We start from the raw sequence: 23,869 nt of genomic DNA, 5'->3' as shown, positions 1-23,869 counted from the left end.
TGCTTGCTGCCGATCGCATGAATGAACTTACCATTTAAATGATAAAGCTAGTTTCTTCCCCAAGAGCCGCTTGCCAACTGCGGACATCATAGTATAAGTCTTCGAGGGAAATACTGTACAGCGCTTCGGCAAGTTTTTTGTGCAATCGGTTCCACAAACTGAATGTTACCCAGTCCTCTGCTTGCGTCGCGTCGGGAAAATGTCGAGGTAAAGGTTCAATAGTTTCACCTACAGCCTCTAAGATTTGTCCTAAAGAGATTTGAGCGGGCTCGCGGGCTAATTGATATCCTCCTTGGGAACCCCGAACTGATTGGACTAAACCGGCTCGTCGCATTTCAATCAGCAATTTTTCTAGATAAGGAGCCGGTAACTCCTGTCGCTTCGCTATCGATTTCACCGATGTCGGGCCAAAGCGAGGTTGCAAACTTAGATCCAGTAATGCTTTGACACTGTAGTGTCCGCGTGTGGTTAACTTCATGGGATTTTAAGAGCGGGGCAAATATTTAGCTAGCTGATAGCTGATAGCTTATGCTACCGAGTTTAGAGATTGCTCGCACCGGCTCGAGCTACTCCTCAAGAAAGACAGCAGGTTGTTAAAAATATTTAGATAATAGTGGTTAACAATTGAGCCGATCGGTGTAATATGGTTTTACGACCAGCTATAAAGCTAAAGTTTCTTGGTCCAACCAAAAACCAACCGAGAAAAAATCCGTACACCAGTTGAATATTTCAGGACTCAGTAAATGGCTAAAAAGAAAAATATCGAACCCCTTGAAGGCGAAGATCTGATCAAAAAGGTCAAAGACCTAGAGAACCTTACCAAGGAAGAAAAAGCTAGAGCCTGTGGCTACTATACCGTTACCAAGAATGGCGTAGAACGGGTCAACATGATGAAATTCCTGAATGCGCTGATTGATGCAGAAGGCATTCAGCTAGACGGGAAGCAAAACGGCAACGGACGCGGCGGACGCTCTGCCAGCTATCGGATTAGCGTTCAATCTAACGGCAACTTACTGATTGGAGCTGCCTACACCAAACAAATGGAACTCCAGCCGGGAGATGAATTTGAAATCTCTCTGGGACGCAAGCACATTCACCTGCGCCAAATCGATCGAGAAGAAGAAGTAGCCTAGGCCTTTACCACTTGCTTTGACTTCTTGCTTGAACTTCTTGCTTGAACTGGTTGGTTTGACTTCAAGCATTGACTGCAAGCAGAGAGTTGGCTCTGAAATCTTTCTGTGAGCCTAAAACAGTATGGCTTCTATAGATGGCAATGGCTGGACAAAAGCCACTGCCACCACTTTATATTTTCCGAGAATACCTATTCTCGCCCCTCGCTATATCCGTTTGGACAAGCGGGGGATTTTCCGCGTAGCTGTTAAAGAGAGAGAAGTTAGGCAAAGTATGGTGTAGGGGATTTAACAGATATAACGGATGGATGTTTGGCAGCCGATTGTGTACGGGATTGAAGGGATGTAACGGATGAACCGAAGAGGTTTGAAGGAAGAATTAGGTTTGGTTGAGGTAGGCAACCCAACCTACCAAGAAAATGGCGGAGGTATTCTCAGCTAACAGTGCGTAATACCAGTTGAAAAAAAGAATGCCACTGTAGCTAAGCTCCAAAGCACGAGCTCGATCATTCATCCCCAATTATTTAACCTAAAATCTAAAATCTAAAATCTAAAATTGTATAAGTCTCGTGCTTGCTCGTGATTTGTGTGTGGGAGTTATTTTGAGGGCAAGCAAACAGCCTCGATCGCCCGTAAGTGAAATTACAGGCTGGAACAGTTAAAGTATTAGGAAGCAATTAGTCACCAACCTATGCCGTTGCCGGGATGGGCGAGCAAAACTTCTCAACAGCAACCAAAAATCCCCCTGCGTCGCCTTCTAGTTGCCTCTTTTGTGCTGCAAATCGTCGCAGCAGGCGGGATTGTCGGGTATCTGTCGTTTCGCAACAGACAAATAGTACAGACGTGGATGCAACAACCCGGTCTCTGCACGTAATTCGGTCATATAGGCTCGATCGCGACAGCGAGAAACCGGGTTGTTTTGGGAAGCGTGCGTCCATGACTGTCGTAGTGGAAGAGTGCGCCCAGAAATCGATCGCGGAGATGGGGAAGAGAGTTGAAAAAAAGCTAACTGCTGTTGTTGAAAATACCCACTGAGTAAATCAACTTAACGCTGAATCGATCGACTGCGGTCAATTAAACTTAAATAGTCCTGGACGCACGATCGTTTAGAAACCGGGTTTTTTTTTTACGAAAACGCGCGTTGTAGACCCCAGATTCGGTAAAAAACCGGGTTTCACCGACCCGGATGCGTAAGTCCTGTTAAAATTAGAAAGGCTCCATCCTCGGGGAGACAAGTTTGTCTGGCAGCAAATGCGATCGTTTAAAAGCATTCAGTGGATATCCTTCGGTGCTGAAAAATCAGGAGAATATCTCGGCATTGGCCGCCACCCTCACGACAACAGCTTGCAAATTCTCGCAGCTAACGAGTCTACCAACTCTCAGCAAATTTACTTCGCTACAGACAAAAGAGGCACTGGCACGGCCAAATTAAACGCAGAAGCCGGAACCTGCGATGCCCGCCTGCGCCCCTGGTAAAAAGAAGCTGTCGCAGCTAACAAACCGATTTGGACGAGTATTTATCCGGGTTTTACTCCCGGGACTGTTTTTATTGCTGCCAGCCAACCGAGTCGCGATCGAAATGGTAAATTGCTGGGAGTTAGTGCCGTAGATTTTTTGCTCTCGGAGTTTCAGCAATATCTCCATCGCATCAAGTTTAGCAAAACGGGACAAATTTTCGCGATCGAACGATCGCGCTTGCTGATTGCCAGTTTGAGTCAAGAATCACCCTTTAGAAAGATGTCGGGAAAGCAGCAACCGCTATTGACTGAATATTTTAGAGAGCCAAACTCCCGTCCTTGGCAGCGCAACCGAGTATTTGTACGATCGCTTCGGGGGTTGTGGCGAGATTGAGCAGCAGCAGCAACTGAAATTTAGGCGAGACGGGCAAGAAAATTTTGTGGAAGTGCTGCTGTTTTCGGATAGTTACGGTTGAAACTGGCTGATGGCGATCGCAGTTTCCGAATCCGATTTCATGGCGGAAATTAACACAAATACCCGCCCTAAAATTTTAGTTTGTGTGGCGGTGCTGCTGCTAGAGACAATTGTTGGAGTGCTGACAGCTAGGTGCGTAACGCTACCGCTGCGACTCAACGAAGCAGTTAAAGATATCGCCGCCAGAGAGTTCGATCGCGCTGTTGCTGTCAGTAGGATCGAGTCGGCGAATTAGCGCAGTCTTTCAACGAGATGGCACCTCAACTGAAAAAGTTTGTTCCAGCTTGGGCAGAAAGTGAAGAAAAATTTGCCCAACTGGTAGAAAATTTGCCGGTTGGAGTATCCGCGATGATTCCGGGCGGCGCATTTATTTTCATGAAGGCGGCGGGAGAGCAAATAGTGGGTAGGGGATAAATGCCCGATGCTAACGCACAAGAGCTAGCACAAGCCGATCGAACTTATATAAATTAGCGAACAATGTTCCCGGAGAAGTTTACATAAGCTAATCCGCATTTAAATTGCATGGTAAAAGAAAATTTCACTTTTGTGGGGAGTAGGGGTTTGGCAGTAAATCCCGCCCTCAACATACAATTTAGCAGTACAGCTTACCCTATAAATTTGCTGTCGGGTGCGAAAGGCGCAGCTAATGACTAATGACTGATGACTGATGACTAATCTTTATCTTTTCTGAGTTGTTTGTGTTGAGAAAAAACTCGACAGTTTTTGAGGTCAATAAACAACTGTTCTTCTTCATGCTTGTCTGACATATTCACTAAATTATACTGAACATTTTCTCCATAAATAGTTAGAGAAATTTGGCTAACTTCTAAAAAATTAATCAGCCACTGACATTCAGTATCCGAGTTATCTTGATAGTATTGAATTAATCGAGCACAACAAAGTTCAAAGTAGGTTCGGGAATGCGGTGAAATCAAAATTATTTTGAGAATTAGTATTGCTAGTGTTAAAGGATTTAGTTGAGTGGCAAACAGTAGAAATAAGGCTGTTGGTTCCCCGAAAGTTTCCACAGTCAAACATTTAATTAGATAATTGCAAGTTCTTAGATGCAGGCCGCTCTTCAAAATTTCTTCGTCATTTTCTGGATGAAACATCTCTAAAAGATTAATTATTTTTGCTTGGTAAATATCTGTACGTAAAAATTTCCCTTGGTAATCAAATAAATACTTAATTAGAGATTCCTTAAACTGCTTGTAGGTAATATTTTGACTCTGACTAAGAAAAATATTTGCTAAGCTGCGATAACTGAAGGCTCCTCGATTGACTAAAATTAGTTTGATTAAACGCAGGGCTTCATCTCCTAAAAGTGTGGGATTATGATAATTTTTTAATTGAGATGCGGCAGACTGAGAGCGAGAGGTATACATTGCTAGGTCAAACTTATACTTTTCTTTGAGCTGCTGCGACAATACTCTGGCAGTTTGGCGTTCTTCGGGGGCGTTGTTAGCATCTAGATATTGAGCTGCTAGCAAATAAGGCTGATAGCGAGAAGTCCAGTGATTTTGTAGCGGCTGGTAGTCCGCGTACTTTAATACAAATAACTTGAGGTCTTCATAGTCTTTGGTGCTGAGAAAATTGGTCAGCCACACTCTCAGTATTTTGAGACAATTGTCCGGGTCTGGTTCGCTAAAGGTTCTCTCGCTAATAATTTTAATTAAGTCGCGAGCAAGTTGGTATTGTCTCTGAGTGATCCAGTTATTTAATAAGATGTAACAGCAGCGTTTAAATAAGTTGTTAAATTCTAGTTGACTGTCAAATTCAATTATTGCGTGTAAAGCTTGAATTAATTTGGGGTTGGCTGGAGGAATCAGGTGGATAAATATTTTTTTAAATTGCTGCAAAACTATTTCGGCTGTCGAGTTTTTGATGTGATATATAAAAAATTTGTAAACGATCTCTTGAGATGCTGAAACAGTCAGCTCTGCATTGTTTAATTGAGCGGTTGGTTGAGGCGCGATCGCGTCGGGCAATATATGGTTTGTGAGAGCAGGGAGAACTTTTGACTCTGTGGTTTCGGATTGAGAGGAAAAGTGCTGAGATGGCATAGCGTCCTCGCTCAGATGATCGATAAACTATTATAGTTACGATCCTTGATTTGTAGCGAATAATTTAGTGTTTGACTGGACTTTTGTGCAGCTAAAACAGTTAATCCCCCCGATCGCCCTTTTGGTAAGGGGAAATCGAGGGGGTTAACTATTATTTGTCAAGTATCTGAGGATATCAAGCAGGGTTAGCTTGGGCTCGTTTTTGCAGCAGGCGGGCAATTTCAGCTTTTTCTACAAGTCCGACGAGGACACCGTTTTCCCGAATGACGGGGAGTTCTTGTACTTTTAGCTGTTCCAGAAGGGTGACGACTTCGAGGAGAGATAATTCTGGTTTGACTGTTGTGGAAAATTCGATCGGCTTCAGAAGTTCTTTAACTAAAACTTCGGGCCAGGTTCCGGTAGGAATGGTTTTGAGGTCGTCTAGGTCGATCGCCCCTACCAATTGTCCCGCATCGTCGGTAACTAAGAACCTGCGCCATGTTTGAGCCTTACCGATCACGTAATTGTTGGCAAATTCTCTGAGGGACAAGTCTTGGGAGACGATCGGGCTTTCGGGGGTCAAAGCATCTGCGGCTGTCAGGCCTGCCAGTTCATTTTGGACTGTGGCATATTGGGCAGATTGACCGGCATTTTGCAGCAAGAACCAACCGATTACTAGATTCCAAATATTGCCGAAGATGCCTGTACCGATGGCGATCCAACCAATTATTTGACCGACGCGGCTGGCAAAAATTACGCCTTTGTAAGGGTTGCCGGTAATTTTCCAGACGATTGCTTTGAGGATGTTGCCGCCGTCGAGGGGCAAACCGGGAATTAAGTTAAATAAGGCTAAAGCTAAGTTGATGGAAGCTAAAAGTCCGACGATGGCGGCTGCGGGGCCTGTGAGACCGGCACCGATACCTATTGCTGCTAACAAACCGGATAACAATAAGCTGACCAACGGGCCTGCAATGGCTACCCAAAATGCTTCGGCTGGCGTTTTGGATTCTCTTTCCAAATTAGCCAGTCCGCCAAACAGAAATAGCGAAATTGATTTCACGCCAATTCCCTGTTTGATGGCTACCCAACTGTGTCCTAATTCGTGGGCTAAGACGGAAGCAAATAACAGCAACGCTGTGAATAATCCCAGCATCCAGGGCGCTACGGGGCCCAATGCGGGAAACAGGGCAGCTAATGCACCGCCGTACTGCCAGGTTACTAAACCCAGAACTAGAAACCAAGATGCGTTGACAAAGAAGGGAATCCCAAACAGGTTGCCGACGCGAAATGTACCGTTCATAATGGCTACCTCTGATTTTATGAAGGAGAGGTTTTTCTCTCTGTTTCCTTATCGTAACGAAACGTAACGGCAATGTTAATGCTTCAATTAGGGTGTTATCCGTCTGTGGAGGTTCGGTTTGCTAATCACCGCCGGCTGCGGTTGGGGCCACCAGGGGTAAAAACTCCTGTCTCAAAGCGGAATTCCTCGGTATGAGGCTTGAGGAGGATATCTTTTTTAGTTTTCAGTCGGTTTTAACTCAAATCTTGCACCTGTGTCACGAACAGGCTTTCGGGCCTGTGAAGCGAGAATTAAATTTTATTGTGGGGAGTAGGGGTTGGGCACGCGAGCCCGCCCATAAAAGCCTGATGGAGAATGGTGCAACATCTTAGTTTTAAACGAATGCAAGCTTTGAGACGGAGAATTAAGTCGCCGATGGACTATTAGACCTGTGGCAACTTAGGAGTTTCAAGCCAGTTTAGCTATAATGACTGACCGTAACAATAGTTTTGATGCTAATAATTATGCCAGAATCTTTTTTGCTCGGTCGGCTGCTGCTGCAATTCAACAGCGAAGTCGCTGATATTATTACAGACTTATCCGCTGTTGCTTTCACTCCCGATGGTCATTTGTGGCTGGGTTCCGATGAAACGACTTCGATCGAGCGGTTGTCGCCTGTCGCGCCTCATATTTTTGGAGAACATCAAAGATTTGCGATCGCAGATTTTCTCCAACTTTCGGGAGAATCCGAAATCGATATTGAAGGAATTGATTTCAGCGACGATTACCTTTGGGTGGTGGGTTCTCACAGCACCAAACGCAAAAAAGCTAAAGGCAAAGACCCCGAAAAAGACATTGAAAGATTAGCACGAATAGAGACAGAAGTCAACCGCTATTTGCTGGCGCGCATTCCTATGAAAGACGGGATTTTGTGCGAGTCAATTTCCGATCCAGACAATCAAAGGGAACAGAAAGTTGGATGCCTTCAGCGGACAGAAACGGGCAATTTGCTGACAGACGCGCTCAAAGATGACAGCCACCTCGGTCTATATTTATCTGTGCCGATTCCGAGCAAAGAAAATGGCTTTGATATTGAAGGGTTGGCGGTGCGCGGCGATCGCATTTTTCTGGGTTTGCGGGGGCCGGTGCTGCGGGGTTGGGCGATAATTTTAGAGATAGAAGTTGAAGAGGCCCAAGCGGGAGTTTTAAGGCTTAAGGCGATTGGGGAAGGAGGGAAATTGTACAACAAACATTTTGTTGATTTGAACGGTCTGGGCGTGCGAGAATTGTGCTGGAACGGGGAAGATTTGATGGTTTTAGCCGGGCCGACGATGACTTTATCTGGGGAGATGAGGGTTTGTCGGTTAAAGGGAATTTTAGGGAGATCGGGCGACAGTATTACTCGACAAGATGGGGTAGGTTTGGAGGTATTGTTTGACTTGCCTTTTAAGGTTGGTGCGGACAATGCTGAGGGGTTGTCGCTGTTTCCGTATTTGGGGGGGCAGAATTCGCTGTTGGTGGTTTACGATTCGCCGGATGCGGGGAGAATGGTTGAGGGAAATTCTATTTATGCGGATATTTTTAGGTTGGGTTTGTAGTGAGGAATTTAGTCCGAGCAAGTTTTGGTGAATCAGGAATAAGGACTAAAGTCCTGACTGCAAACAGATGGGAAATTAAGTTAATTGTCGTCGATCGCATCCATTCCCCGCCGCTGGCTGTAGCGTTTCAATTCATCAATTAAGTGAGTATCGTTAGATGCTGTTCTCGCGCCGGCTTCCGCCGCCCACCGTTTCAAATCTTCAATTTGCGATCGCGCGATCGCAGCTAAAGGTACTGTATCCTCGATCGACCTTAAAATATCCTCAGTCATTAAATCCCGGCGCTGTCCGTTGACAAAAGTGCCAAAAGCCCGGTACAATCCGTCAATTACAACTTGCTCGATTTCTGCACCGCTAAAATTCTCAGCGCACTTCGCCAAAACCCCCAAGTCAAACTCCCGCAATCTAGTCGGCCGCAAACGCTGCAAATGCACTTTAAAGATATCTTGCCGTTCCGATTCTGAGGGCAAATTCAAAAAGAAAATTTCATCAAACCTGCCTTTTCTGAGCAACTCTGCCGGCAAAATCCGCACGTTATTTGCAGTTGCGACAATAAACACCGGACTGGTTTTTTCCTGCATCCAAGTTATCAAACTGCCGAATACCCGTCGCGAAGTTCCCGAATCGCCGTCGCTGCCGCTGATAATGTTGCCGAAGGCTTTATCTATTTCATCGATCCACAAAACGCAAGGTGCGATCGCCTCTGCTAATTGTATCATTTGCCTGACGCGGCTTTCGCTTTCCCCGACCACGCCGCCAAACAATCTCCCAGTATCCAACCGCAGCAGCGGCAAACGCCATTCGCAAGCAATAGTTTTCGCAGATAAAGATTTGCCCGTTCCTTGAATTCCTACTAACAAAACTCCTTTCGGATTCGGTATACCGTAGCGGCGCGCTTCGTCAGTAAAAGCATCTTGCCGCATCTTTACCCACTGTTTCAAATTCTCCAATCCGCCCACACTTTTTAGGGATTCTCTGGAGTTAAAAAACTCCAAAATGCCCGTTTGGCGAATTGCTTGCTGTTTTTCCTCCAAAACTCCGTCAATATCTGACTCGTTAATTTGCTGTTTGGCGGCCAAAGCTTTAGCCAAAACCCGCCCGATTCTAGCCCGACTCAAACCCTGACAAGCTTTAACCAACTGTTCCCTTGCTAAACCGCTAACTTGCAACTGTTGTGGCTTTTCTACAACGTGGGAAATTAAGCTGTCGATTTCTTTCACGTTGGGTAAAGGAAAATCAATAACTGTGACTTCTTCTTTCAATTCCTCCGGCAATTCCAGCGTGTGAGAAGTAAGAACTATAGTTTTTTTGCTGCGCTTCAATTCCCGCGTTAAATTCCGCAATTCTCGCACTACCGCCGCGTTTTTTTCGCTGTATGGATATTTCAAAATTGGGTGCAAATCCCGCAGTACAAATATGGTATATTCTTCTACAACAGTCTTGCTGACGCGATCGAGCGCGGCCATTACCGAACCTTTCCCAGAACCGTTATCCTCCCAGCCCCGCACGAGATCCCACAACAATACTCGGCGCGCGGGAGTTACTTGCAGCGCTACTCGGGCAATTACAGCCTCGATCGGTTCCTCCTCCGCGCCGACAATGTACAGCAGCGAATAGCGGGCGCGAATCATCAAATCTAGTCGCTTTACCAGTGCCTCGAAAGGGTTATTTTGACTGCCCTTGACGGCATCAATTTTTCTAGGTATGGAGGAAGATTCTGTCATTTTATTTGATATTTTAGAGATAAATTAAACTTTATTAAATATTGTGTTGGCAGTCAGGACTTTAGTCCTTAAAAAAAATTAACCGAACTACAGGTTTGTACTAAGAACTTGAGTTCTTAACAACTTTTAAACCAGACTAAAGTCCGTACTGCAAACGTTAAAATTATAACAGAATAGTGAGTAGTTGGCTACTTAGCAACTTTTCGAGCTTGTTTCACCATTTCAATGAGAGTGTGGTGAGCATCTTCGGCGTCTTTTAAAGTGCGATCGAAATTTACTCTGACGGGCACTGTTTCGCCATTGACTTTAGCGGTTAAATCCATGCCGTTGGCATCAATAGCGAGCATTTGAGCTTCCGTTGCCTGCGGTTGGTCGCCAAATGCTTGAGCGTACAGCACGACAGCACTAGCGTGGTCTTCGTTCATGTGAGTGCAGATGCGATCGCTAATCTCAGTGGAAAACTGTTCTGACATGGGGAGATTCCTCAGATGCAATATCGCTCGATTGTACTGCGAATCGGAGTTGACAAAATACTTCGCAATTTGCTAAGATGAAATTCAAATGATTTTAGCGACAGTCCAATCGATGCGTAAATTTGTTTGTTATCGAGGAACTGTATGCACGTTATCTCTCAATCAGCACTCAGGAAATTCTGGGAAAAGTATCCTGATGCCGAAACAAGCCTGCGCTATTGGTACAAACTAGCAACAACAGCAGAGTGGTCAAATTTAGCTGAAGTGAAAGCAGTTTTTTCCTCAGCCGATATAGTTGGAAACTTTACTGTGTTTAACATCAGAGGTAATAACTACAGACTGATTACCTTCATAGATTATGAATATCGACCTAAAAAGGTTTTTATTCGAGCTGTACTTACCCATGAAGAATATGATGAAGAGCGATGGAAAAAAGACCCGTGGTATCAATAATAGATAATGTTCTACTTTCTTAATATTGCATAGTCACATGAAAAACTCTAGCGCTTATATCGAACTACTCAAAACATTTCCGCCGCGACCCATAACTGCTGAGGAGGAGTTAATGGCAACTCAAGAAGCGATCGACTCTTTGTTAGATAAAGGCGAACTGACTCCCGACGAACGCGACTACCTCCACGTACTGGGAATGCTTGTTTACGAGTACGAGCAAACTTTAGAACCCATACCTGACATTTATGGGATAGAACTATTAAAGGCTTTAATCGAAGAATTTGATCTGAGACAAAAAGACCTAGTTCCTATTTTTAAAACAGAGTCTATTGTCTCAGATATCCTCCATGAAAAGCGCCAACTTACAACGGAACACATCCAAAAACTTGCCGAGTTTTTCCGCGTCTCGCCGGCTGTTTTCTTTCCGCTGCATCCAGTTAAAATAACTGCTTGAATTTTCCGCAAGCTTTTCGTTTGTAGTCAGGACTTTAGTAGGTTGGGTTGAGGAACGAACCCTACGCTTCGCTCCGCCCAACTTGGGGACTCGTTGAGAGTTGGGTAAAGATCGCGCTCAACCCAAGAAGCTACAAACTTGTATTTTGAAAGAGGTAGGTGGGGATTTACGGTTGGGCGGGGGCGGGTTTATGAAATTATCTGTTTTAGGGACAGATGGTTGGTGAACCCGCCCCTACAGTGCTCACTACAAACTGCACAGCCTAACTAAAAGATCGATCGTCAAACGGCAATTCATCAAACCGCGAATCAATATCAGACTCAGAATTCCCAACAGGCGAATTAGCGCGAGATGCCGGCGGCTTTGCTGAATGCACCTTTGCTACTGGTAACTTGGTCGCAGATTCCAAAACAGTCTGCTCGGATTTCTGTAAATTAACTAATGGTAACTCCCCGCCATTTTCTCCATTTTTGCTAGTTTGATTCCACATCATCATTCCCAGCAAACCATCAACCAAACCGCCACCGCTACCGTTGCCTGTTACCGCAACATCCGGCACAACTCGCACTTTGCGATCGCCTATAATTTGCATTAACTGCAAAGCCGTATAACCGGAACCTCCCAAAGCTACAACACCCGCGCGATAAGCTTCAGCTTGAGCATTTCCCTTCACCCGAATCGACTCAGCTTCGCCTTGAGCTTGTTTAACCTGAGAATTGGCTTTCAACTCAGAAATCTTCACGCCTTGTTCGGATTTCACCATCTCTTGCTGAATCTCAGCCAGCGCCGTTTCCCGCACCAATTGTTGCCGCTGAGTTTGCGCTAATTGCTGCACCTCATAAGTCTTGCACTGTTCCTCAGCAATTTTGCGATCTGTTTGAGTTTGCATCAACTCTGCAGGTGGCAAAATATCCCCGATCAAAGTATCAATTGCCTGCACGTCGTAGGTACGCAAAGCTGCTTTGATATACTCGGCTGCTTCCGCTTGCCTGCCGCTTCTTGCCGAGAGAAAATCTAATACAGAATAAGCTTGAGCCGAATTGCGGAAATAATTCCCAATTGTCGGCTGCAAAACGTGGTCTACTAAATTCTGCATCGAACCGACGCGAGAGATGACTTTTGGAGCATCCAAAGCGCCGACATGAATAATCTGAGCTACTTCTAAATCAAAGGCAAAACCGTCTTGAGAACGCACGGTTAAAGACGAAAGTTTAGAATCGTAACTGTGCCTTTCTGTTTTACCAGACCAATTCAATACTATATTAGTAGTCGGCACTAACTCTACTTTTAAAATGCGAGTGTTCAGCGGATGTTTCCCCGGATAAAGAGGTGTCACCCACACCCCTTTATTGCCGACATTTACTAAATTTCCGTGAGTGAAAGCAGCGCCGCTCACATCTTCCGAGGTTTTGCCGACATAAGAAATCACGGCGCCGACATAGCCGATCGGGATTTCCGTCATCGGCACTTGTTCCACCCCGACAAACCAAGGGTTTAAATTCCAAGAACCCGAAAGCAAAACCTGCTCTTGCAAGCCGCGCCGCCCGCCGCCGCTGATAAATTTCTGGGCGTTTTGGAAGTTGTCGTGATTCGGAATAATCGGGCCGGCAATTTCGCCATCTTGAATTGGAACGCCGTCATAAGTTGTCACGACTCCCACTTTATCTGGAGCAATTTTGTAGAGTTTCAACTGTTCCGCTGTCATCCCGTGTTTGGGAGCATTAGCTGCTGTAATTACCGTAAATAATGCTGTATTAATTCGATAGCTGCCCCCCGTTAGGATGCCGAGTTGGCGACCTTTTTCTCCGCCACCTTTAAGAAATTTGCGAGCATCTTGAAAATTGTCGCATTCTGTGATTTTGCCTAGGATGCGCTGTGGCGGAATCGACTCGCCGGCGGCGGCGATAATCAGGGCAATTTCACCTTGGGGAACTACAGTCAGAGACTCTTTGCGAACGTTGTACTGCAAAGGCCAATAACCCCAGTGCCAACCGGGGGGTAAAGTATCAGCTTGATATCCCGCTTCTCCGTTTAAGGCAATTAAGTCTCCCGGCGGTAAAGACTTGCCGCCGAAGCTAAACTTTTTACTGACAATGCCAACTTCGCGATCGCCAATTACTACCAATCCGCCAAAAAATAGCGGCAGCACCAGAATAATTATCATACCGCCGATCGCGATCGGGATAAATCCGCCCGGATCGAGCTGCATTGTCTGCACGGGAACAGTGCTGCGTAACTGCCCTAACTGCAAGCTAGAATCTGATTTTGCGACTAGCTGAGTCGAGGTTTGATTTGCGGGGGGGATATTGCTAGCTGCTAATACCGGCGAGGGTTTCAAACTGCTAATTGCACTAAGAGCTAAAGACGCCGAAACAGCGGCTGCAAACTGTTTTAAAACGCGGACTTTGACTTGAGATTTGGACAAAAATGAATAAAGCATTTTTTTTGAGCAGGGCTAATTTGTCCTAGGAGTTCCAGCTTAGCCTTACTAAAAAGTTTTTACATAAAACTTAAGGTCTTATTTATCATTATTTGCCGTCATAATAGTCATATTTCTCGGTAAAAAAATACTGACAATTAAACTACATGCTGACAATCCCGCGTTTTAATGCGGAAATAGCGGCCTGCGTGCGATCGCTAACTCCCATTTTGCTCAAAATATTGTTGATGTGAAACTTGACGGTACTTTCGCTGATGTGCAGAACTTCACTAATCTCGCTGTTGCTTTTACCAGCGACTATGAGGCGGAGGACTTCTAATTCGCGATCGCTCAATTCAGGCCCACTCAGGCGATCGGCTAATTTAACACCCACTGCTAGCGGAATGTACTTTTTACCCTCAAAAACCGCCCGAATTGCTGCTAAAAGCTCCTCTGGTTCCGCATCCTTAAGCAGATACCCCTTAGCACCCGCTTGCAATCCGCGATAGATGTTTTCATCGCCGTCATAAGTCGTCAGCATCACAATCCGGGCGCTGGGAAACTCCGCACAAATCGCAGCAATGGCGGCGACTCCATCCATCACCGGCATCCGCCAATCCATCAGCGTTACATCGGGCTGATATTCGCGGAACATTGTAATAGCTTCTTGGCCGTTGCTTGCTTGCGCCACAACTTTAACATCTGATTCATAATTCAGCAGCGCCACTAAACCTTGCCGCACAATATAATGATCGTCGGCAATTAAAACGCGAATAATATTTGATTGGTTAATCATGTTTACCCTGTTAATTTTATCAAAAAAACTGAAATTTTTACTGCAAACTTACTATGTATGCTGCGAAATGTGTACCTTACTTTACTGGCGATTAACTAAAACTATAACTTCTGTTCCGGCTCCGGGGTGGCTGTTTACAGTTAGCTGCGCGTTAATGCGATCGGCGCGTTCTCTCATGCCCAATAAACCAAAGCCATTCCTAAAACAGATACTTTCGGTATCAAATCCCTGTCCGTTGTCTTGCACCCGCAAAACAAACTTCGATGTTTCGTATACCAACTCAATTTTGATAGCCGTAGCTTTGGCATATTTGAAAGTATTTGTTAATGCTTCCTGCCCGATCCGCAACAGATTATTTTCTACCTCTAATGGTAGGGAATATGCCGTGCCAACCACTTCAACAATAGTACGAGTATCAGTCTCTGATGACATTTGTTGAGCAATTTGGCTGAGAGCGCTATACAAGTCGCCATCTTCTAACAGTTGCGGGCGCAAACATTCTACGGATCGCCGTGCTTCAGCCAGTCCAGAGCGAGCCAATTCGCAGACTGTTTTCATGTGTGCTTGTGCTTGTTCTGGATTCGCTGCTATTACCCGTTCTGCTGCTCCCAAATGTATGATGATGCCTGTAAAAGTTTGCGCTAAAGTGTCGTGAATTTCCCGCGCCATGCGGTTGCGCTCTTCGAGAATATTTTGGTCTATGAGTTGTTTAGACATCCTTCTCAGACGCAATTGATTTTCCACGCGCACTAAAACTTCTTGTTGTTGAAAAGGTTTTGTAATGTAGTCTATTCCGCCCAGAGAAAATGCTTTTACCTTATCGAAAACTTCCTGCAAAGCGCTGATAAAAATTATTGGAATATCTTGAGTCTTCGGAGTAGATTTGAGCTGCTCGCAGACTTCGTAGCCATCCATGTGAGGCATCATAATATCCAGTAAAATTAAGTCGGGTAAGTTGGCATTGATAAAGTTAAGAGCTAATTTCCCACTGGGAGCTAAGCGAACTTTATACCCAGCGACAGATAGTATGCTGCTTAAAAGTTTTAAGTTCTCAGGACAATCATCAATAACTAAAATACTTTCTTCGCGGGTAAAACGGAGGTTTTTGTTCATGTCTCATCTCTTAATGTGTGTATTAAATTTAGCAACTGTTCGTACTGAAAATTTTTAATGCAAGCTGCGCTCGCCCTAGCTAATGGCTGATTGATTTCGCGAATTTGACTGATGACTGTTTGCATCTGTTCCACATCGAGGTTGCTAATGGCTTGCTGGAGATTTGCTACTAACTCAGGAGGCAATTCAGAAAAGGCGGTTTTTGTCAATACATTTACTTCATTTTCTGTGAAACTGGGCGCCGCATTTAGTTCTTCAAAAATGAATTGCACCCCGATATGTTTGTGCAGAGCATCAAATATGTTTGCTTCTCTAAATGGTTTGCGAATAAAATCATCGCAGCCGATAGAAAGGACAACGGCTTTCTCTTCCTCAAAACTACTTGCTGTTATGGCAATAATTGCTGTAGATTGACTTTCGATCCACCCGCCGCCGTTAACAAGAGAGGAGCTAGATGAGGCTTTGGCTTTAATTTGTTTGGTGGCTTCATACCCATCCATCACTGGCATTCGCATATCCATAAAGATTAAGTGCGGCGAATATTGCTCCCACTTTTCTATTGCTTCCATCCCATTTTTGGCTTCGTAAACTTCAAAACCGATCGCGGAAAGCAGTTGAACTAGCAGTTGGCGGTTGTCAAAAGCGTCGTCTGCAACGAGAATCCGATAGCGGGGTTGATTGGGCGCGATCGCCATAACTCGTCTGGTGGGCTGCTTCTGTTGGCGATCGGCACTTTCAACTGGATTAACTTTAATGTCAAATTTGAAAATAGTACCGCCTCCCGCACGAGAACTGACTGTCATTTCACCGCCCATTAACTGCACAAAAGAACGTGCGATCGTTAAACCTAATCCTGTCCCTTGTTGCGATTCTTCTCCGGTTTTGGTTTGAACAAAAGCTTCAAAGAGCTTGTCTAATTCACTAACATCAATTCCCGCTCCCGTGTCTTCAACCTCAAAGTAGATTTGACGAGCAAGCTCGTGATTGTGATTTTTAATTTTCACATAAATGCCGCCTTCGGATGTGAATTTAATCGCGTTAGAAAGCAGGTTAATCAAGATTTGGCGCAATTTTATTTCATCAGTTCGCACATATCGGGGTACGTCTGGCATCCGCTCTACTAATAACTGCAATCCCTTATTTTCTGCCGGAAGTTGGAACATATTTTCGATGTCGTTCAGCAGGCGGTGGAGGTCAAAATTGGTCTCGTTGAGAGTCGTGCGTCCAGCTTCTATTTTGGACAAATCTAATACTTGGTTAATCAGTTCGAGCAAATGTTCTCCGCTGCGGGTGATAATACTCAGGTGTTCTTGCTGTTCCTGCAATAGGTTAGAAGAACGATTCAGCAGTTGGGAAAAACCCAGAATTGCATTGAGGGGAGTCCGCAATTCGTGGCTCATATTTGCGAGGAATGTACTTTTTGCTCGGTTGGCTGCTTGTGCTGCGTCTTCGGCTCGTTGTCGCTCGATGATTTCTCGCTGGAGTTCGAGAGTGCGATCGCTCACTTGCTGTTCTAAAGTGCGGTTGTAATCCGCTAAAACTTTTTCGGCTTGTTTGCGATCGGTGATGTCTTGAAATGCGGCGATCGCATAATTAATTTTGCCCGTTTCATCCACAATTGGTGTGCTGGAAACTTCCAAGGAAACAATTTTATCAGGTCGGTGGAACTCTATATCATCTACTTTGACCGTTTCACCAGCCAAAGAACGCACGATTGGCATTTTTGCGGTTGGATAGAACTCGTTAGTTCCCGCGAGATAAAGTTGACAAGCTTCTGCTAATTTCTCAGTATTTGCTTCGGGTATTGTGGGAATGGCACTTAGTTGATGTGCTGTCTGATTTGCGTAGGTAATTTGTCCGGTGGTGTCATGCACGGCTACCCCGATCGGCATGGCATTGATAAATTGAGTGAGTCGGTTTTCGCGTTCTTTTACTTCTGCATAAAGTTGAGCATTGGTAAGTGCGATCGCTGCTTGTCCCGATAACAATTGCAAAACTTCCAGGCGATCGGGAGTAAAAGCTTGTGCGGTGAGGTTATTTTCGAGATAAACAATAGCAGCCAGTTGACCTTGATTCATCAAAGCCGCACACAAAATAGACTTAGGCTGACGTGCTTTAATGTAAGGGTCATTCGTAAAGTTACCTTCACGAGTGGCATCATTTAACACTAAATTTTCTTTAGTTCTAGCGACATAATTGATAATAGCTTCGGAAAGTTCCGGGCAATTTTCAACAGGCTGAGATTGCAACACTGTTATCCGTTCATCATTAATTGCACCTTCAGCTTCAATCAGCAACTTTCCCTGGGTTTCTAAAATTAAATATCCTTTTTGAGCGCCGACATTTTCAATCAAATTTTTCATCAATCTGGAGAGTAACTTATCCTGTATAATTTCGCCAGAAATGGCCTCGGAAGCTTTCATGATTGTAGCGATATCCAAGGAATCACTAGAACGGCTGCCCGTAGTTGATGTAGTGGTTGAAATGTTTTTATTTGTAGGTCTATCGATCGTAAATAATTGCGGGTATCGCGTTTCTAAATCTTTGACTTTAGCCGCCGCACCCCAGAGTTGATAGCAGTAACGGGATTCCTGCATATAAGCTTTGGCTGTTAATTCTTTACCCCTGGATAAATAGAACTTGGCTGCGAGTTCGTAAGCGAGGGCGGCTTCGTGGATGTACTCGTTTTCTTTGGCGAGGGAGATTGCGCGATCGTAACAGTCGATCGCCCGTGCATCTTTACCAATAACCCGATATCTTTCTGCCTCAACTAAATTAAATTTGTGCAAGTGATTCATCGGGGCGTGATGCGCCCATTTTTTCATTTTTTTCTGATTAGCCGTGACAGTTTTTAAACAGTGCTTTTGCTCCTCAAAAGAAGCATTAGAATAGAACGAAAGCTGAGCCAGCGACTCATAAAAATAGCAGTATGATACTTGAAGAGTTCCAGCAGCACTATCTACATACTGCATTGTGGAAGCTGCATTTGATACCGCTTCAGCATATTGCCCGAATAAATAACAGAGAATCATTTTATAAAAATGCAGGGCAAAAATCGAAGTGCGATCGTTAGCTGCCGTTAACAGTGATAGCGCAGTCCGTTCATCATAGGCTTCCCCAATTAAATAGCAGGGATTTTCCGACTTACCTAATAAATTAAAAACCGACTGCTTTAAAGGTTTAATCTGCCAAATAATCGGGTCATATTTTGATTGTTCTATTGCCTCGCCATAAGTAGCAATATCGTTCTCCAGCCCTAACAATTCAGCGCCGAAGAGGTACGAATAACCGCAGTAAGTTTGAGACGCACAAGCACGTTCTTCTACTTGTCCTGTTTCCAATCCGCTTTTGTAAGCCTCCAACAAAGATGGCAACGTTTCTTTAGCTGGCGCTTTCCAATGACGGATGAAGTCATTAAATGGAAGAAGGACTTTAGTTTTTAATTCTGGCTTACCAAATTGATCCAACATCCTCAATGCTAGCTGACCAAATTGATAACCACCTTCAATATCTCCCACCACTCCGCACAAAATTAATCCATAAACTGCATAAGCATGGAGAGACTCAGGATAGTTGCCATACTTTACAGATAAAATCACCTGCTTAAACACAATTAAAGGCATCAGTTGAGGGGCAACGCCATAGGCGACAGTAGCCATAAATGACAAGATACGCAGTGCAGCTTGTTTAGCAGGATCGCTTCCTTGAGGTAGATTGGCTAAATCCTCAATGCGTTTCCCAGCTAGGGTTAACTTAACTTCCAGCAATCCGATTATGCTATCTAGATTGTTAGGCTTTGCGGGCAGTTTGACTCCCAACTGCCTCAAAAATTCCAGACCCAGATTAATTGCTATATCTAGTTGATTTTTGGCAGCATGAGTGGCCATTTTTACCTCAATTACTTTAGCTCTGCCGAGGACTGTTTTAGCATTTTTTAGTACAACAGCACCTAAACTTTCCATGCGCTCGAAATCGCCCAAAAGGTAAGCTATCTCTGCGGCTTCTTGATGCAATTGCAAGCTGAGGTTGTATTGCACCAGCCAACTGTTTTCTCCCAGCAAATTTATGCCTGTTTGCAGGTAGTTGAAAGCTGACTGAAAAGCTGCTGATGCCTTGGCTTTATTGCCAGCAATCAGATTTAATTCAGCCAGTTCATCTTTTTCGGACCGATCGTAAATTAATTCATTGCCAAAATTCAGTTGATTAACTATGTCAAATATTTTTTCCTCTCTTCGCTCTTTCGGAGTATTTTGCAGCAGCATTTGCCCGATTTGTCTGTGGACGATCGGCTTATCTCGATCGGCAATTAGCGAATAAGCAGCTTGCTGAATTCTGTCATGAACAAATTTGTATTCTAGCGATTGGCTGCTGGGTAACTTCCCGGTAATTTCTAATTCCACATCTCCCATATTCCCCAGCAATACGACTAAATTTTCAGCAACCGCTGTGTACAAATTCTCCGCCGTTTGTCCCACAGATTTTTCGCAAAGTGAGGCTAATGTTTTCAGATCGAATTGATTGCCTATGCAGGCTGCTATCTTTAACGTTTCCTGCGTATTATCTGGCAGTTGTTGAATTTTTCCAGCCATCAATTCGACAACATTATCAGTGAAATTCCTCGCTTGAATTTCGTCTGAATCCCATTCCCAAATGAAAGCTATCGAATCAAATTGTAAGAGTCCTTCTGTATAAAGCGATTTGAGAAATTCATTCATAAAGAAAGGATTTCCGCCCGTCTTGAAAAACACTAACTCGGCAAGGGAGTTGACTCTTGCTTCCGGGCAATTCAGGGCATCAGCAATCAGTTGAGTCACAGAGGCTAAATCCAAAGGTGACAGAAAAATGCGATCGACTTTTGCTCCATTTTTGACAATCTCTTCAATTGTTAGCATTAACGGATGACCTGCGGAAACTTCGTTATCCCGATAAGCCCCAATTAAAAACAGTCCTGTTGACGAAGCATTCATCAGCAGTTGCGTCAGCTTGAGAGATGCCCCGTCAGCCCACTGCAAATCATCGATAAATATTGTCAGAGGATGTTCGGGTTGAGTAAAAACTTTAATGAAGTTTTGAAACACAAAATTAAAGCGATTTTCCGCTTCTGCCGCACCCAATTCTGGTGGCGCGGGTTGCTGGCCGATAATTAATTCAATTTCAGGAATCACGTCAATCAACACTTGACCGTTTATTCCCAATGCTGCTAATAGTTTTTCCCGCCATTCATTTAGATTTGCTTCGCTTTCTGTCAACAGTTGTTTGGCTAAATCCTGCAAAGCGCTGACAATTGCGCTGTAGGGAATATTGCGCTGATATTGGTCAAATTTCCCGGATATGAAATAACCGCGCTGTTGAGTAATCGGTTTGTATAACTCTTGCACCAAAGCTGATTTGCCGATACCAGAATATCCCGAAATCAGCATCATTGAACTTGTGGCACAGGCATCTTGCCTGTGACTGCTGACTGTTTCAAAAGCTGTTAGTAAACTATCAATTTCTCGCTCTCTGCCGTAAAGTTTTTGCGGGATTTGAAACCGATCGGAAATATCTTGACATCCTAGGGTAAAAACTGATATGTTGTTATGGCTGTCCAGTTGATTTAAACATTCTTCTAAATCTGCTTTTATGCCGATCGCACTTTGATACCGCTCCTCAGCATTTTTTCCCATCAACTTCATCACAATATCGGAAACAATTTGCGGAATTTCGGAATTAACCTGAGATGGAGACAAGGGCTGTTGAGCGAGATGACTGTGTACCAATTCCAGCACATCCTGAGTGTCAAAAGGCAATTTGTTTGTCAGCAGTTCGTAAAAGGTAGCGCCCAGGGAATAAAAATCAGTGCGGTAATCTAAACTGCGATTCATTCTGCCGGTTTGTTCCGGCGACATATAAGCAAGAGTTCCCTCTAAAATGTAGGGATTTTTGATGGTGTAATTCTCGCGCGTTAACTGCGTGGAAATGCCAAAATCGATGATTTTGAGTTGTCCGTTAGCTAGATTGAAGACAATATTTGAAGGGTTAATGTCTTTGTGAATGATGTGGGCGCTGTGAAGTTGTTGTAAACTTTCTGTGGTGGCGATCGCAATTCGCAAGAATTCTGCAATACTAAATTTTTGCTGCTGCATCCAAATTTTCAAGGATTCGCCACCAAAATCCTCGACAAACATCACCAGCGTGTTTTGATATGGCTGCAAATCATAGGCTTTTATACAGCCACTCAGATTCAAAGATTGTGTAATTTTATACTCTGTGCGATAGCGGGCGAGTTCTTGGGGTGTGGGATAATTTTCTTTAAGGACTTTGAGGATGACGGGGAGACTGTCGGGTTGTCGGAATGCTCGGTAAACCAGGGAGTTTGCGCTTTCATAGATGAGATCTGTGACTTCAACGCCAGGAAAAGTGAGCATATTCAGCCTGCGGTCAACTTTGCAGTCGAACATAGCATAAATTTGCTCCTCATACAAGATGTGCGTGAGCCATCAGTCGATTTGAGATTTGAGATTTGAGATTTGAGATTTGACTCCACATCTTAGATTTTAGATTTTAGAAGCCAAGACAGGCTTCCCAGTCAATACAGCTTGTTCGATAATATCAGTCGCTCGCTTGACTCCGGGCGCTAGGAGTAGTTTTTTGTGGGCGATCGCCCGATTTTAGATTTGGGATTTTAGATTTGGGATTTGGGATTTTAGATTTTACTCCACAGCTTCGAGTATATAGTTGTATGCGATCTGCGATACCTAGCCAAAAGTTCAGGAAATCTCCCCAACTAAAGATTAGTTAAAACAGGTATTTTTTTAGAGGTGCAAAACTAAACTTTGGGCTAGCGACTTCGGCGGGGTAATTTTATAAACTAAATTTACGAAAATACCAGCAATAGCTTAGCTGGGAAAAATAAACCAAGGAGCAAATCTCATGTCTTTTGAAGTGGGAAGCATCAATCATTTTTTTCAAGAAGTCTCGCAAGATCCCGAACTCCAGCTACAGTTTCGATCGATCGCGGATCGGGAAACCTTAGTAAATAAAGCTGTGACGCTGGGCAAAGAAAAAAGCTACAATTTCTCCTCAACAGAGGTTTCTGAGTGGCTGGAGTCGATCGAGACCCAATATCAGAGTCAGTCAGATACTTCAGGCGAGTTGTCTGACATTGAATTAGAGGCTGTTGCTGGTGCAGGAATTGTCGGAGCTGGTGTAGGAGGCTTTCTAGGCGCTCTAGGTGGATTTTTCGCCGGCCTTTTCACAGGAGAAGACCCCTTTAAGGAAGCAGCAAAAGGAGCTATTTCTGGGGCTGTAGTCGGTGGCCTGAGTCCTACACCGTAGGTCATTTTTGTCTAAATACAACACCAAAGTCACAAGGAGAAATCAGATGGACAGCAGCAATCATTTTTATCGAGAAGTCGATCGAGATTCAGCAGTGCAACAGTCGCCGACTAATCCTGTCGCTGAAGAATTGGACGAATTGGAATTAGAGGCGATCGCAGGCGGTTATTTTGATTATGATTACCTTAACTGGACAGCGGCGATTGTTGACAACAGCGGTTTCGATCCTAGAATTTATGGCGTCGTCGGAGTTGCGGGTAAAAAAGTTGGATAGCAGGCAACTTTGCTAGGAGTTGCTTCAATCACTTTTGGAAGCAAATTTCACTAATTATGTCAGGAGGAAACATCTGATGGAAAGCAACAATCAATTTTCGCAAGAATTACCGTCCGAGTTGTCCCAAATCACAGCATTCGCACCGGAAAATTCAACTAATCAAGAATTGGACGAATTGGAATTAGATGCGATCGCGGGCGGTATCCGTACTATCACAGTCAGCGGCGAAAAGCCCACATTTCGTCTAACAATCCCTACCAAAATTTTTGATTTGTTTCGTTCCTAACACAAATTAAAGGAGACAACATCGATGGAAAGCAACAATCGATTTTCCCAAGAAGTACCGTCCGATTTATCCCAAATCGCAGCATCCGAACCAGAAAACTCAAGCGCTGAAGAATTGGACGAATTGGAATTAGAGGCGATCGCGGGCGGCTGTTCCGATGCTGCCGATCGAGATCGGGCTGCCGGTATCCGTGTTATCACAACCAATTCACCAAGACCCAATATTGATTTTGGTTTGGTGTCTATGGATTTAATAGAAGCAGCGACCCGCGCTTTCGGCAAGCGGTAACCAGCAAATTGTACTTGCCAAATGCCGCTCGATAATGGATAAAATTCCCGAAGCAATCGCAGAGTATGCGATTGCTTTTCAGTTGCGCAATGACAGATATAACAATCCCAACCTACAAAAAATATGGATGCAATACAGCCAGTTTACCTGATGCAGCAAGTCCCCGATATGGGTAACACAACAATATTTAGCGTTGGCTTAGTTATCGCCTGCTTGCTATTGCTAATTTTGTTGTGGTTGCCCGATTTGCTAACAAAAGAATAATTAAATATGCCAAGAAACCCGGTTTCT

At 44.3% G+C, this 23,869-nt stretch carries 25 protein-coding genes; 16 read left to right on the top strand and 9 right to left on the bottom strand.

Annotation, left to right across the window (positions count from 1 at the left end; genetic code table 11):
* Positions 1-34: 34 nt before the first annotated feature.
* Positions 35-478: an Rrf2 family transcriptional regulator gene (locus QUA80_RS04810; RefSeq protein WP_333421924.1), complete on the bottom strand. Its 444-nt coding sequence runs from the start codon at positions 476-478 to the stop codon at positions 35-37.
* A gap of 265 nt (positions 479-743) precedes the next feature.
* Between QUA80_RS04810 and QUA80_RS04805 the strand changes: the two genes are divergently transcribed.
* The 8 genes from QUA80_RS04805 (at position 744) to QUA80_RS04770 (ending at position 3,716) form a co-directional block, all read left to right on the top strand.
* Positions 744-1,133 carry an AbrB family transcriptional regulator gene (locus QUA80_RS04805; RefSeq protein WP_333060228.1) on the top strand — a complete coding sequence of 130 codons (390 nt, stop codon included), beginning with the start codon at positions 744-746 and terminating at the stop codon, positions 1,131-1,133.
* A 121-nt stretch (positions 1,134-1,254) separates the two neighbouring features.
* Entirely contained in the window at positions 1,255-1,413 is a 159-nt protein-coding gene (locus QUA80_RS04800; RefSeq protein ID WP_333421922.1) for a hypothetical protein, read from the top strand.
* Between the two features lie 408 nt (positions 1,414-1,821).
* On the top strand, positions 1,822-2,004 hold the full coding sequence (locus tag QUA80_RS04795) for a hypothetical protein (protein ID WP_333421920.1): 183 nt from the start codon (positions 1,822-1,824) through the stop codon (positions 2,002-2,004).
* Positions 2,005-2,381: 377 nt separating this feature from the next.
* Positions 2,382-2,606, top strand: coding sequence for a hypothetical protein (locus QUA80_RS04790; protein ID WP_333421918.1), 225 nt, complete (start codon positions 2,382-2,384; stop codon positions 2,604-2,606).
* Positions 2,607-2,717: 111 nt separating this feature from the next.
* Positions 2,718-2,981 carry a hypothetical protein gene (locus QUA80_RS04785; RefSeq protein ID WP_333421916.1) on the top strand — a complete coding sequence of 88 codons (264 nt, stop codon included), beginning with the start codon at positions 2,718-2,720 and terminating at the stop codon, positions 2,979-2,981.
* Between the two features lie 91 nt (positions 2,982-3,072).
* Entirely contained in the window at positions 3,073-3,297 is a 225-nt protein-coding gene (locus tag QUA80_RS04780) for a hypothetical protein (RefSeq protein WP_333421914.1), read from the top strand.
* A gap of 17 nt (positions 3,298-3,314) precedes the next feature.
* The gene (locus tag QUA80_RS04775) at positions 3,315-3,476 is read left to right on the top strand and encodes a hypothetical protein (protein ID WP_333421912.1); all 162 of its coding nucleotides are present in this window, start codon (positions 3,315-3,317) and stop codon (positions 3,474-3,476) included.
* A gap of 108 nt (positions 3,477-3,584) precedes the next feature.
* Positions 3,585-3,716, top strand: a complete 132-nt coding sequence (locus QUA80_RS04770) for a hypothetical protein (protein WP_333421910.1) — start codon at positions 3,585-3,587, stop codon at positions 3,714-3,716.
* Positions 3,717-3,733: 17 nt separating this feature from the next.
* Here QUA80_RS04770 and QUA80_RS04765 read toward each other — a convergent pair whose 3' ends face one another.
* On the bottom strand, positions 3,734-5,125 hold the full coding sequence (locus tag QUA80_RS04765; RefSeq protein ID WP_333421908.1) for a hypothetical protein: 1,392 nt from the start codon (positions 5,123-5,125) through the stop codon (positions 3,734-3,736).
* 175 nt (positions 5,126-5,300) lie between these two features.
* Positions 5,301-6,404 carry a site-2 protease family protein gene (locus QUA80_RS04760; protein ID WP_333421906.1) on the bottom strand — a complete coding sequence of 368 codons (1,104 nt, stop codon included), beginning with the start codon at positions 6,402-6,404 and terminating at the stop codon, positions 5,301-5,303.
* A 503-nt stretch (positions 6,405-6,907) separates the two neighbouring features.
* Here QUA80_RS04760 and QUA80_RS04755 point away from each other — a divergent pair.
* Positions 6,908-7,981 carry a DUF3616 domain-containing protein gene (locus tag QUA80_RS04755; RefSeq protein WP_333421904.1) on the top strand — a complete coding sequence of 358 codons (1,074 nt, stop codon included), beginning with the start codon at positions 6,908-6,910 and terminating at the stop codon, positions 7,979-7,981.
* An 80-nt stretch (positions 7,982-8,061) separates the two neighbouring features.
* Here QUA80_RS04755 and QUA80_RS04750 read toward each other — a convergent pair whose 3' ends face one another.
* Positions 8,062-9,705, bottom strand: coding sequence for an AAA family ATPase (locus QUA80_RS04750; protein ID WP_333421902.1), 1,644 nt, complete (start codon positions 9,703-9,705; stop codon positions 8,062-8,064).
* A gap of 188 nt (positions 9,706-9,893) precedes the next feature.
* On the bottom strand, positions 9,894-10,178 hold the full coding sequence (locus QUA80_RS04745) for a DUF2470 domain-containing protein (RefSeq protein ID WP_333421900.1): 285 nt from the start codon (positions 10,176-10,178) through the stop codon (positions 9,894-9,896).
* A gap of 144 nt (positions 10,179-10,322) precedes the next feature.
* Here QUA80_RS04745 and QUA80_RS04740 point away from each other — a divergent pair, with 144 nt between their 5' ends.
* Together QUA80_RS04740 and QUA80_RS04735 are read left to right on the top strand one after the other, a co-directional pair.
* Positions 10,323-10,631: a type II toxin-antitoxin system HigB family toxin gene (locus tag QUA80_RS04740; RefSeq protein ID WP_333421898.1), complete on the top strand. Its 309-nt coding sequence runs from the start codon at positions 10,323-10,325 to the stop codon at positions 10,629-10,631.
* A 37-nt stretch (positions 10,632-10,668) separates the two neighbouring features.
* Positions 10,669-11,085: a transcriptional regulator gene (locus QUA80_RS04735; protein ID WP_333421896.1), complete on the top strand. Its 417-nt coding sequence runs from the start codon at positions 10,669-10,671 to the stop codon at positions 11,083-11,085.
* Between the two features lie 262 nt (positions 11,086-11,347).
* Here QUA80_RS04735 and QUA80_RS04730 read toward each other — a convergent pair whose 3' ends face one another.
* The 4 genes from QUA80_RS04730 to QUA80_RS04715 form a co-directional block, all read right to left on the bottom strand.
* Positions 11,348-13,525: a flotillin family protein gene (locus QUA80_RS04730; RefSeq protein WP_333421894.1), complete on the bottom strand. Its 2,178-nt coding sequence runs from the start codon at positions 13,523-13,525 to the stop codon at positions 11,348-11,350.
* Positions 13,526-13,667: 142 nt separating this feature from the next.
* Complete coding sequence (locus tag QUA80_RS04725; RefSeq protein ID WP_445302201.1) at positions 13,668-14,300, bottom strand: response regulator; 633 nt, start codon at positions 14,298-14,300, stop codon at positions 13,668-13,670.
* An 81-nt stretch (positions 14,301-14,381) separates the two neighbouring features.
* Entirely contained in the window at positions 14,382-15,413 is a 1,032-nt protein-coding gene (locus QUA80_RS04720) for a response regulator (RefSeq protein WP_333421892.1), read from the bottom strand.
* Positions 15,410-21,820 carry an AAA family ATPase gene (locus QUA80_RS04715; RefSeq protein WP_333421890.1) on the bottom strand — a complete coding sequence of 2,137 codons (6,411 nt, stop codon included), beginning with the start codon at positions 21,818-21,820 and terminating at the stop codon, positions 15,410-15,412. Before QUA80_RS04715 ends, QUA80_RS04720 begins: the two co-directional genes overlap by 4 nt.
* A 505-nt stretch (positions 21,821-22,325) precedes the next feature.
* Between QUA80_RS04715 and QUA80_RS04710 the strand changes: the two genes are divergently transcribed.
* From QUA80_RS04710 to QUA80_RS04690, 5 genes are all read left to right on the top strand, one after another.
* The gene (locus QUA80_RS04710) at positions 22,326-22,730 is read left to right on the top strand and encodes a Nif11-like leader peptide family natural product precursor (RefSeq protein ID WP_333421889.1); all 405 of its coding nucleotides are present in this window, start codon (positions 22,326-22,328) and stop codon (positions 22,728-22,730) included.
* A gap of 46 nt (positions 22,731-22,776) precedes the next feature.
* Complete coding sequence (locus QUA80_RS04705; protein WP_333421887.1) at positions 22,777-23,004, top strand: hypothetical protein; 228 nt, start codon at positions 22,777-22,779, stop codon at positions 23,002-23,004.
* A 76-nt stretch (positions 23,005-23,080) separates the two neighbouring features.
* Entirely contained in the window at positions 23,081-23,290 is a 210-nt protein-coding gene (locus tag QUA80_RS04700) for a hypothetical protein (protein WP_333421886.1), read from the top strand.
* A gap of 24 nt (positions 23,291-23,314) precedes the next feature.
* Positions 23,315-23,578 carry a hypothetical protein gene (locus QUA80_RS04695; RefSeq protein WP_333421884.1) on the top strand — a complete coding sequence of 88 codons (264 nt, stop codon included), beginning with the start codon at positions 23,315-23,317 and terminating at the stop codon, positions 23,576-23,578.
* 123 nt (positions 23,579-23,701) lie between these two features.
* A complete protein-coding gene (locus QUA80_RS04690; RefSeq protein ID WP_333421882.1) occupies positions 23,702-23,842 on the top strand; it encodes a hypothetical protein in 141 nt (46 codons plus the stop codon).
* Positions 23,843-23,869: the final 27 nt, after the last annotated feature.

This window comes from Microcoleus sp. F4-D5, assembly GCF_036704885.1.
Classification (GTDB): domain Bacteria; phylum Cyanobacteriota; class Cyanobacteriia; order Cyanobacteriales; family Microcoleaceae; genus Microcoleus.
Note: the sequence above shows the minus strand (reverse complement) of the source record. Positions and strands in the feature narration are given on the sequence as shown.

What these genes read in the sequence shown, in the direction of transcription:
- QUA80_RS04700 (WP_333421886.1), top strand. Translation starts at nt 23,081, where the DNA reads ATGGAAAGCAACAATCAATTTTCGCAAGAATTACCGTCCGAGTTGTCC.
- QUA80_RS04750 (WP_333421902.1), bottom strand. Translation starts at nt 9,705, where the DNA reads ATGACAGAATCTTCCTCCATACCTAGAAAAATTGATGCCGTCAAGGGC.
- QUA80_RS04695 (WP_333421884.1), top strand. Translation starts at nt 23,315, where the DNA reads ATGGAAAGCAACAATCGATTTTCCCAAGAAGTACCGTCCGATTTATCC.
- QUA80_RS04765 (WP_333421908.1), bottom strand. Translation starts at nt 5,125, where the DNA reads ATGCCATCTCAGCACTTTTCCTCTCAATCCGAAACCACAGAGTCAAAA.
- QUA80_RS04800 (WP_333421922.1), top strand. Translation starts at nt 1,255, where the DNA reads ATGGCTTCTATAGATGGCAATGGCTGGACAAAAGCCACTGCCACCACT.
- QUA80_RS04690 (WP_333421882.1), top strand. Translation starts at nt 23,702, where the DNA reads ATGGATGCAATACAGCCAGTTTACCTGATGCAGCAAGTCCCCGATATG.
- QUA80_RS04730 (WP_333421894.1), bottom strand. Translation starts at nt 13,525, where the DNA reads ATGCTTTATTCATTTTTGTCCAAATCTCAAGTCAAAGTCCGCGTTTTA.
- QUA80_RS04810 (WP_333421924.1), bottom strand. Translation starts at nt 478, where the DNA reads ATGAAGTTAACCACACGCGGACACTACAGTGTCAAAGCATTACTGGAT.
- QUA80_RS04755 (WP_333421904.1), top strand. Translation starts at nt 6,908, where the DNA reads ATGCCAGAATCTTTTTTGCTCGGTCGGCTGCTGCTGCAATTCAACAGC.
- QUA80_RS04705 (WP_333421887.1), top strand. Translation starts at nt 22,777, where the DNA reads ATGGACAGCAGCAATCATTTTTATCGAGAAGTCGATCGAGATTCAGCA.
- QUA80_RS04795 (WP_333421920.1), top strand. Translation starts at nt 1,822, where the DNA reads ATGCCGTTGCCGGGATGGGCGAGCAAAACTTCTCAACAGCAACCAAAA.
- QUA80_RS04760 (WP_333421906.1), bottom strand. Translation starts at nt 6,404, where the DNA reads ATGAACGGTACATTTCGCGTCGGCAACCTGTTTGGGATTCCCTTCTTT.
- QUA80_RS04740 (WP_333421898.1), top strand. Translation starts at nt 10,323, where the DNA reads ATGCACGTTATCTCTCAATCAGCACTCAGGAAATTCTGGGAAAAGTAT.
- QUA80_RS04710 (WP_333421889.1), top strand. Translation starts at nt 22,326, where the DNA reads ATGTCTTTTGAAGTGGGAAGCATCAATCATTTTTTTCAAGAAGTCTCG.
- QUA80_RS04745 (WP_333421900.1), bottom strand. Translation starts at nt 10,178, where the DNA reads ATGTCAGAACAGTTTTCCACTGAGATTAGCGATCGCATCTGCACTCAC.
- QUA80_RS04780 (WP_333421914.1), top strand. Translation starts at nt 3,073, where the DNA reads ATGGCGATCGCAGTTTCCGAATCCGATTTCATGGCGGAAATTAACACA.
- QUA80_RS04725 (WP_445302201.1), bottom strand. Translation starts at nt 14,300, where the DNA reads ATGATTAACCAATCAAATATTATTCGCGTTTTAATTGCCGACGATCAT.
- QUA80_RS04770 (WP_333421910.1), top strand. Translation starts at nt 3,585, where the DNA reads ATGGTAAAAGAAAATTTCACTTTTGTGGGGAGTAGGGGTTTGGCAGTA.
- QUA80_RS04805 (WP_333060228.1), top strand. Translation starts at nt 744, where the DNA reads ATGGCTAAAAAGAAAAATATCGAACCCCTTGAAGGCGAAGATCTGATC.
- QUA80_RS04720 (WP_333421892.1), bottom strand. Translation starts at nt 15,413, where the DNA reads ATGAACAAAAACCTCCGTTTTACCCGCGAAGAAAGTATTTTAGTTATT.
- QUA80_RS04790 (WP_333421918.1), top strand. Translation starts at nt 2,382, where the DNA reads ATGCGATCGTTTAAAAGCATTCAGTGGATATCCTTCGGTGCTGAAAAA.
- QUA80_RS04715 (WP_333421890.1), bottom strand. Translation starts at nt 21,820, where the DNA reads ATGCTCACTTTTCCTGGCGTTGAAGTCACAGATCTCATCTATGAAAGC.
- QUA80_RS04735 (WP_333421896.1), top strand. Translation starts at nt 10,669, where the DNA reads ATGAAAAACTCTAGCGCTTATATCGAACTACTCAAAACATTTCCGCCG.
- QUA80_RS04775 (WP_333421912.1), top strand. Translation starts at nt 3,315, where the DNA reads ATGGCACCTCAACTGAAAAAGTTTGTTCCAGCTTGGGCAGAAAGTGAA.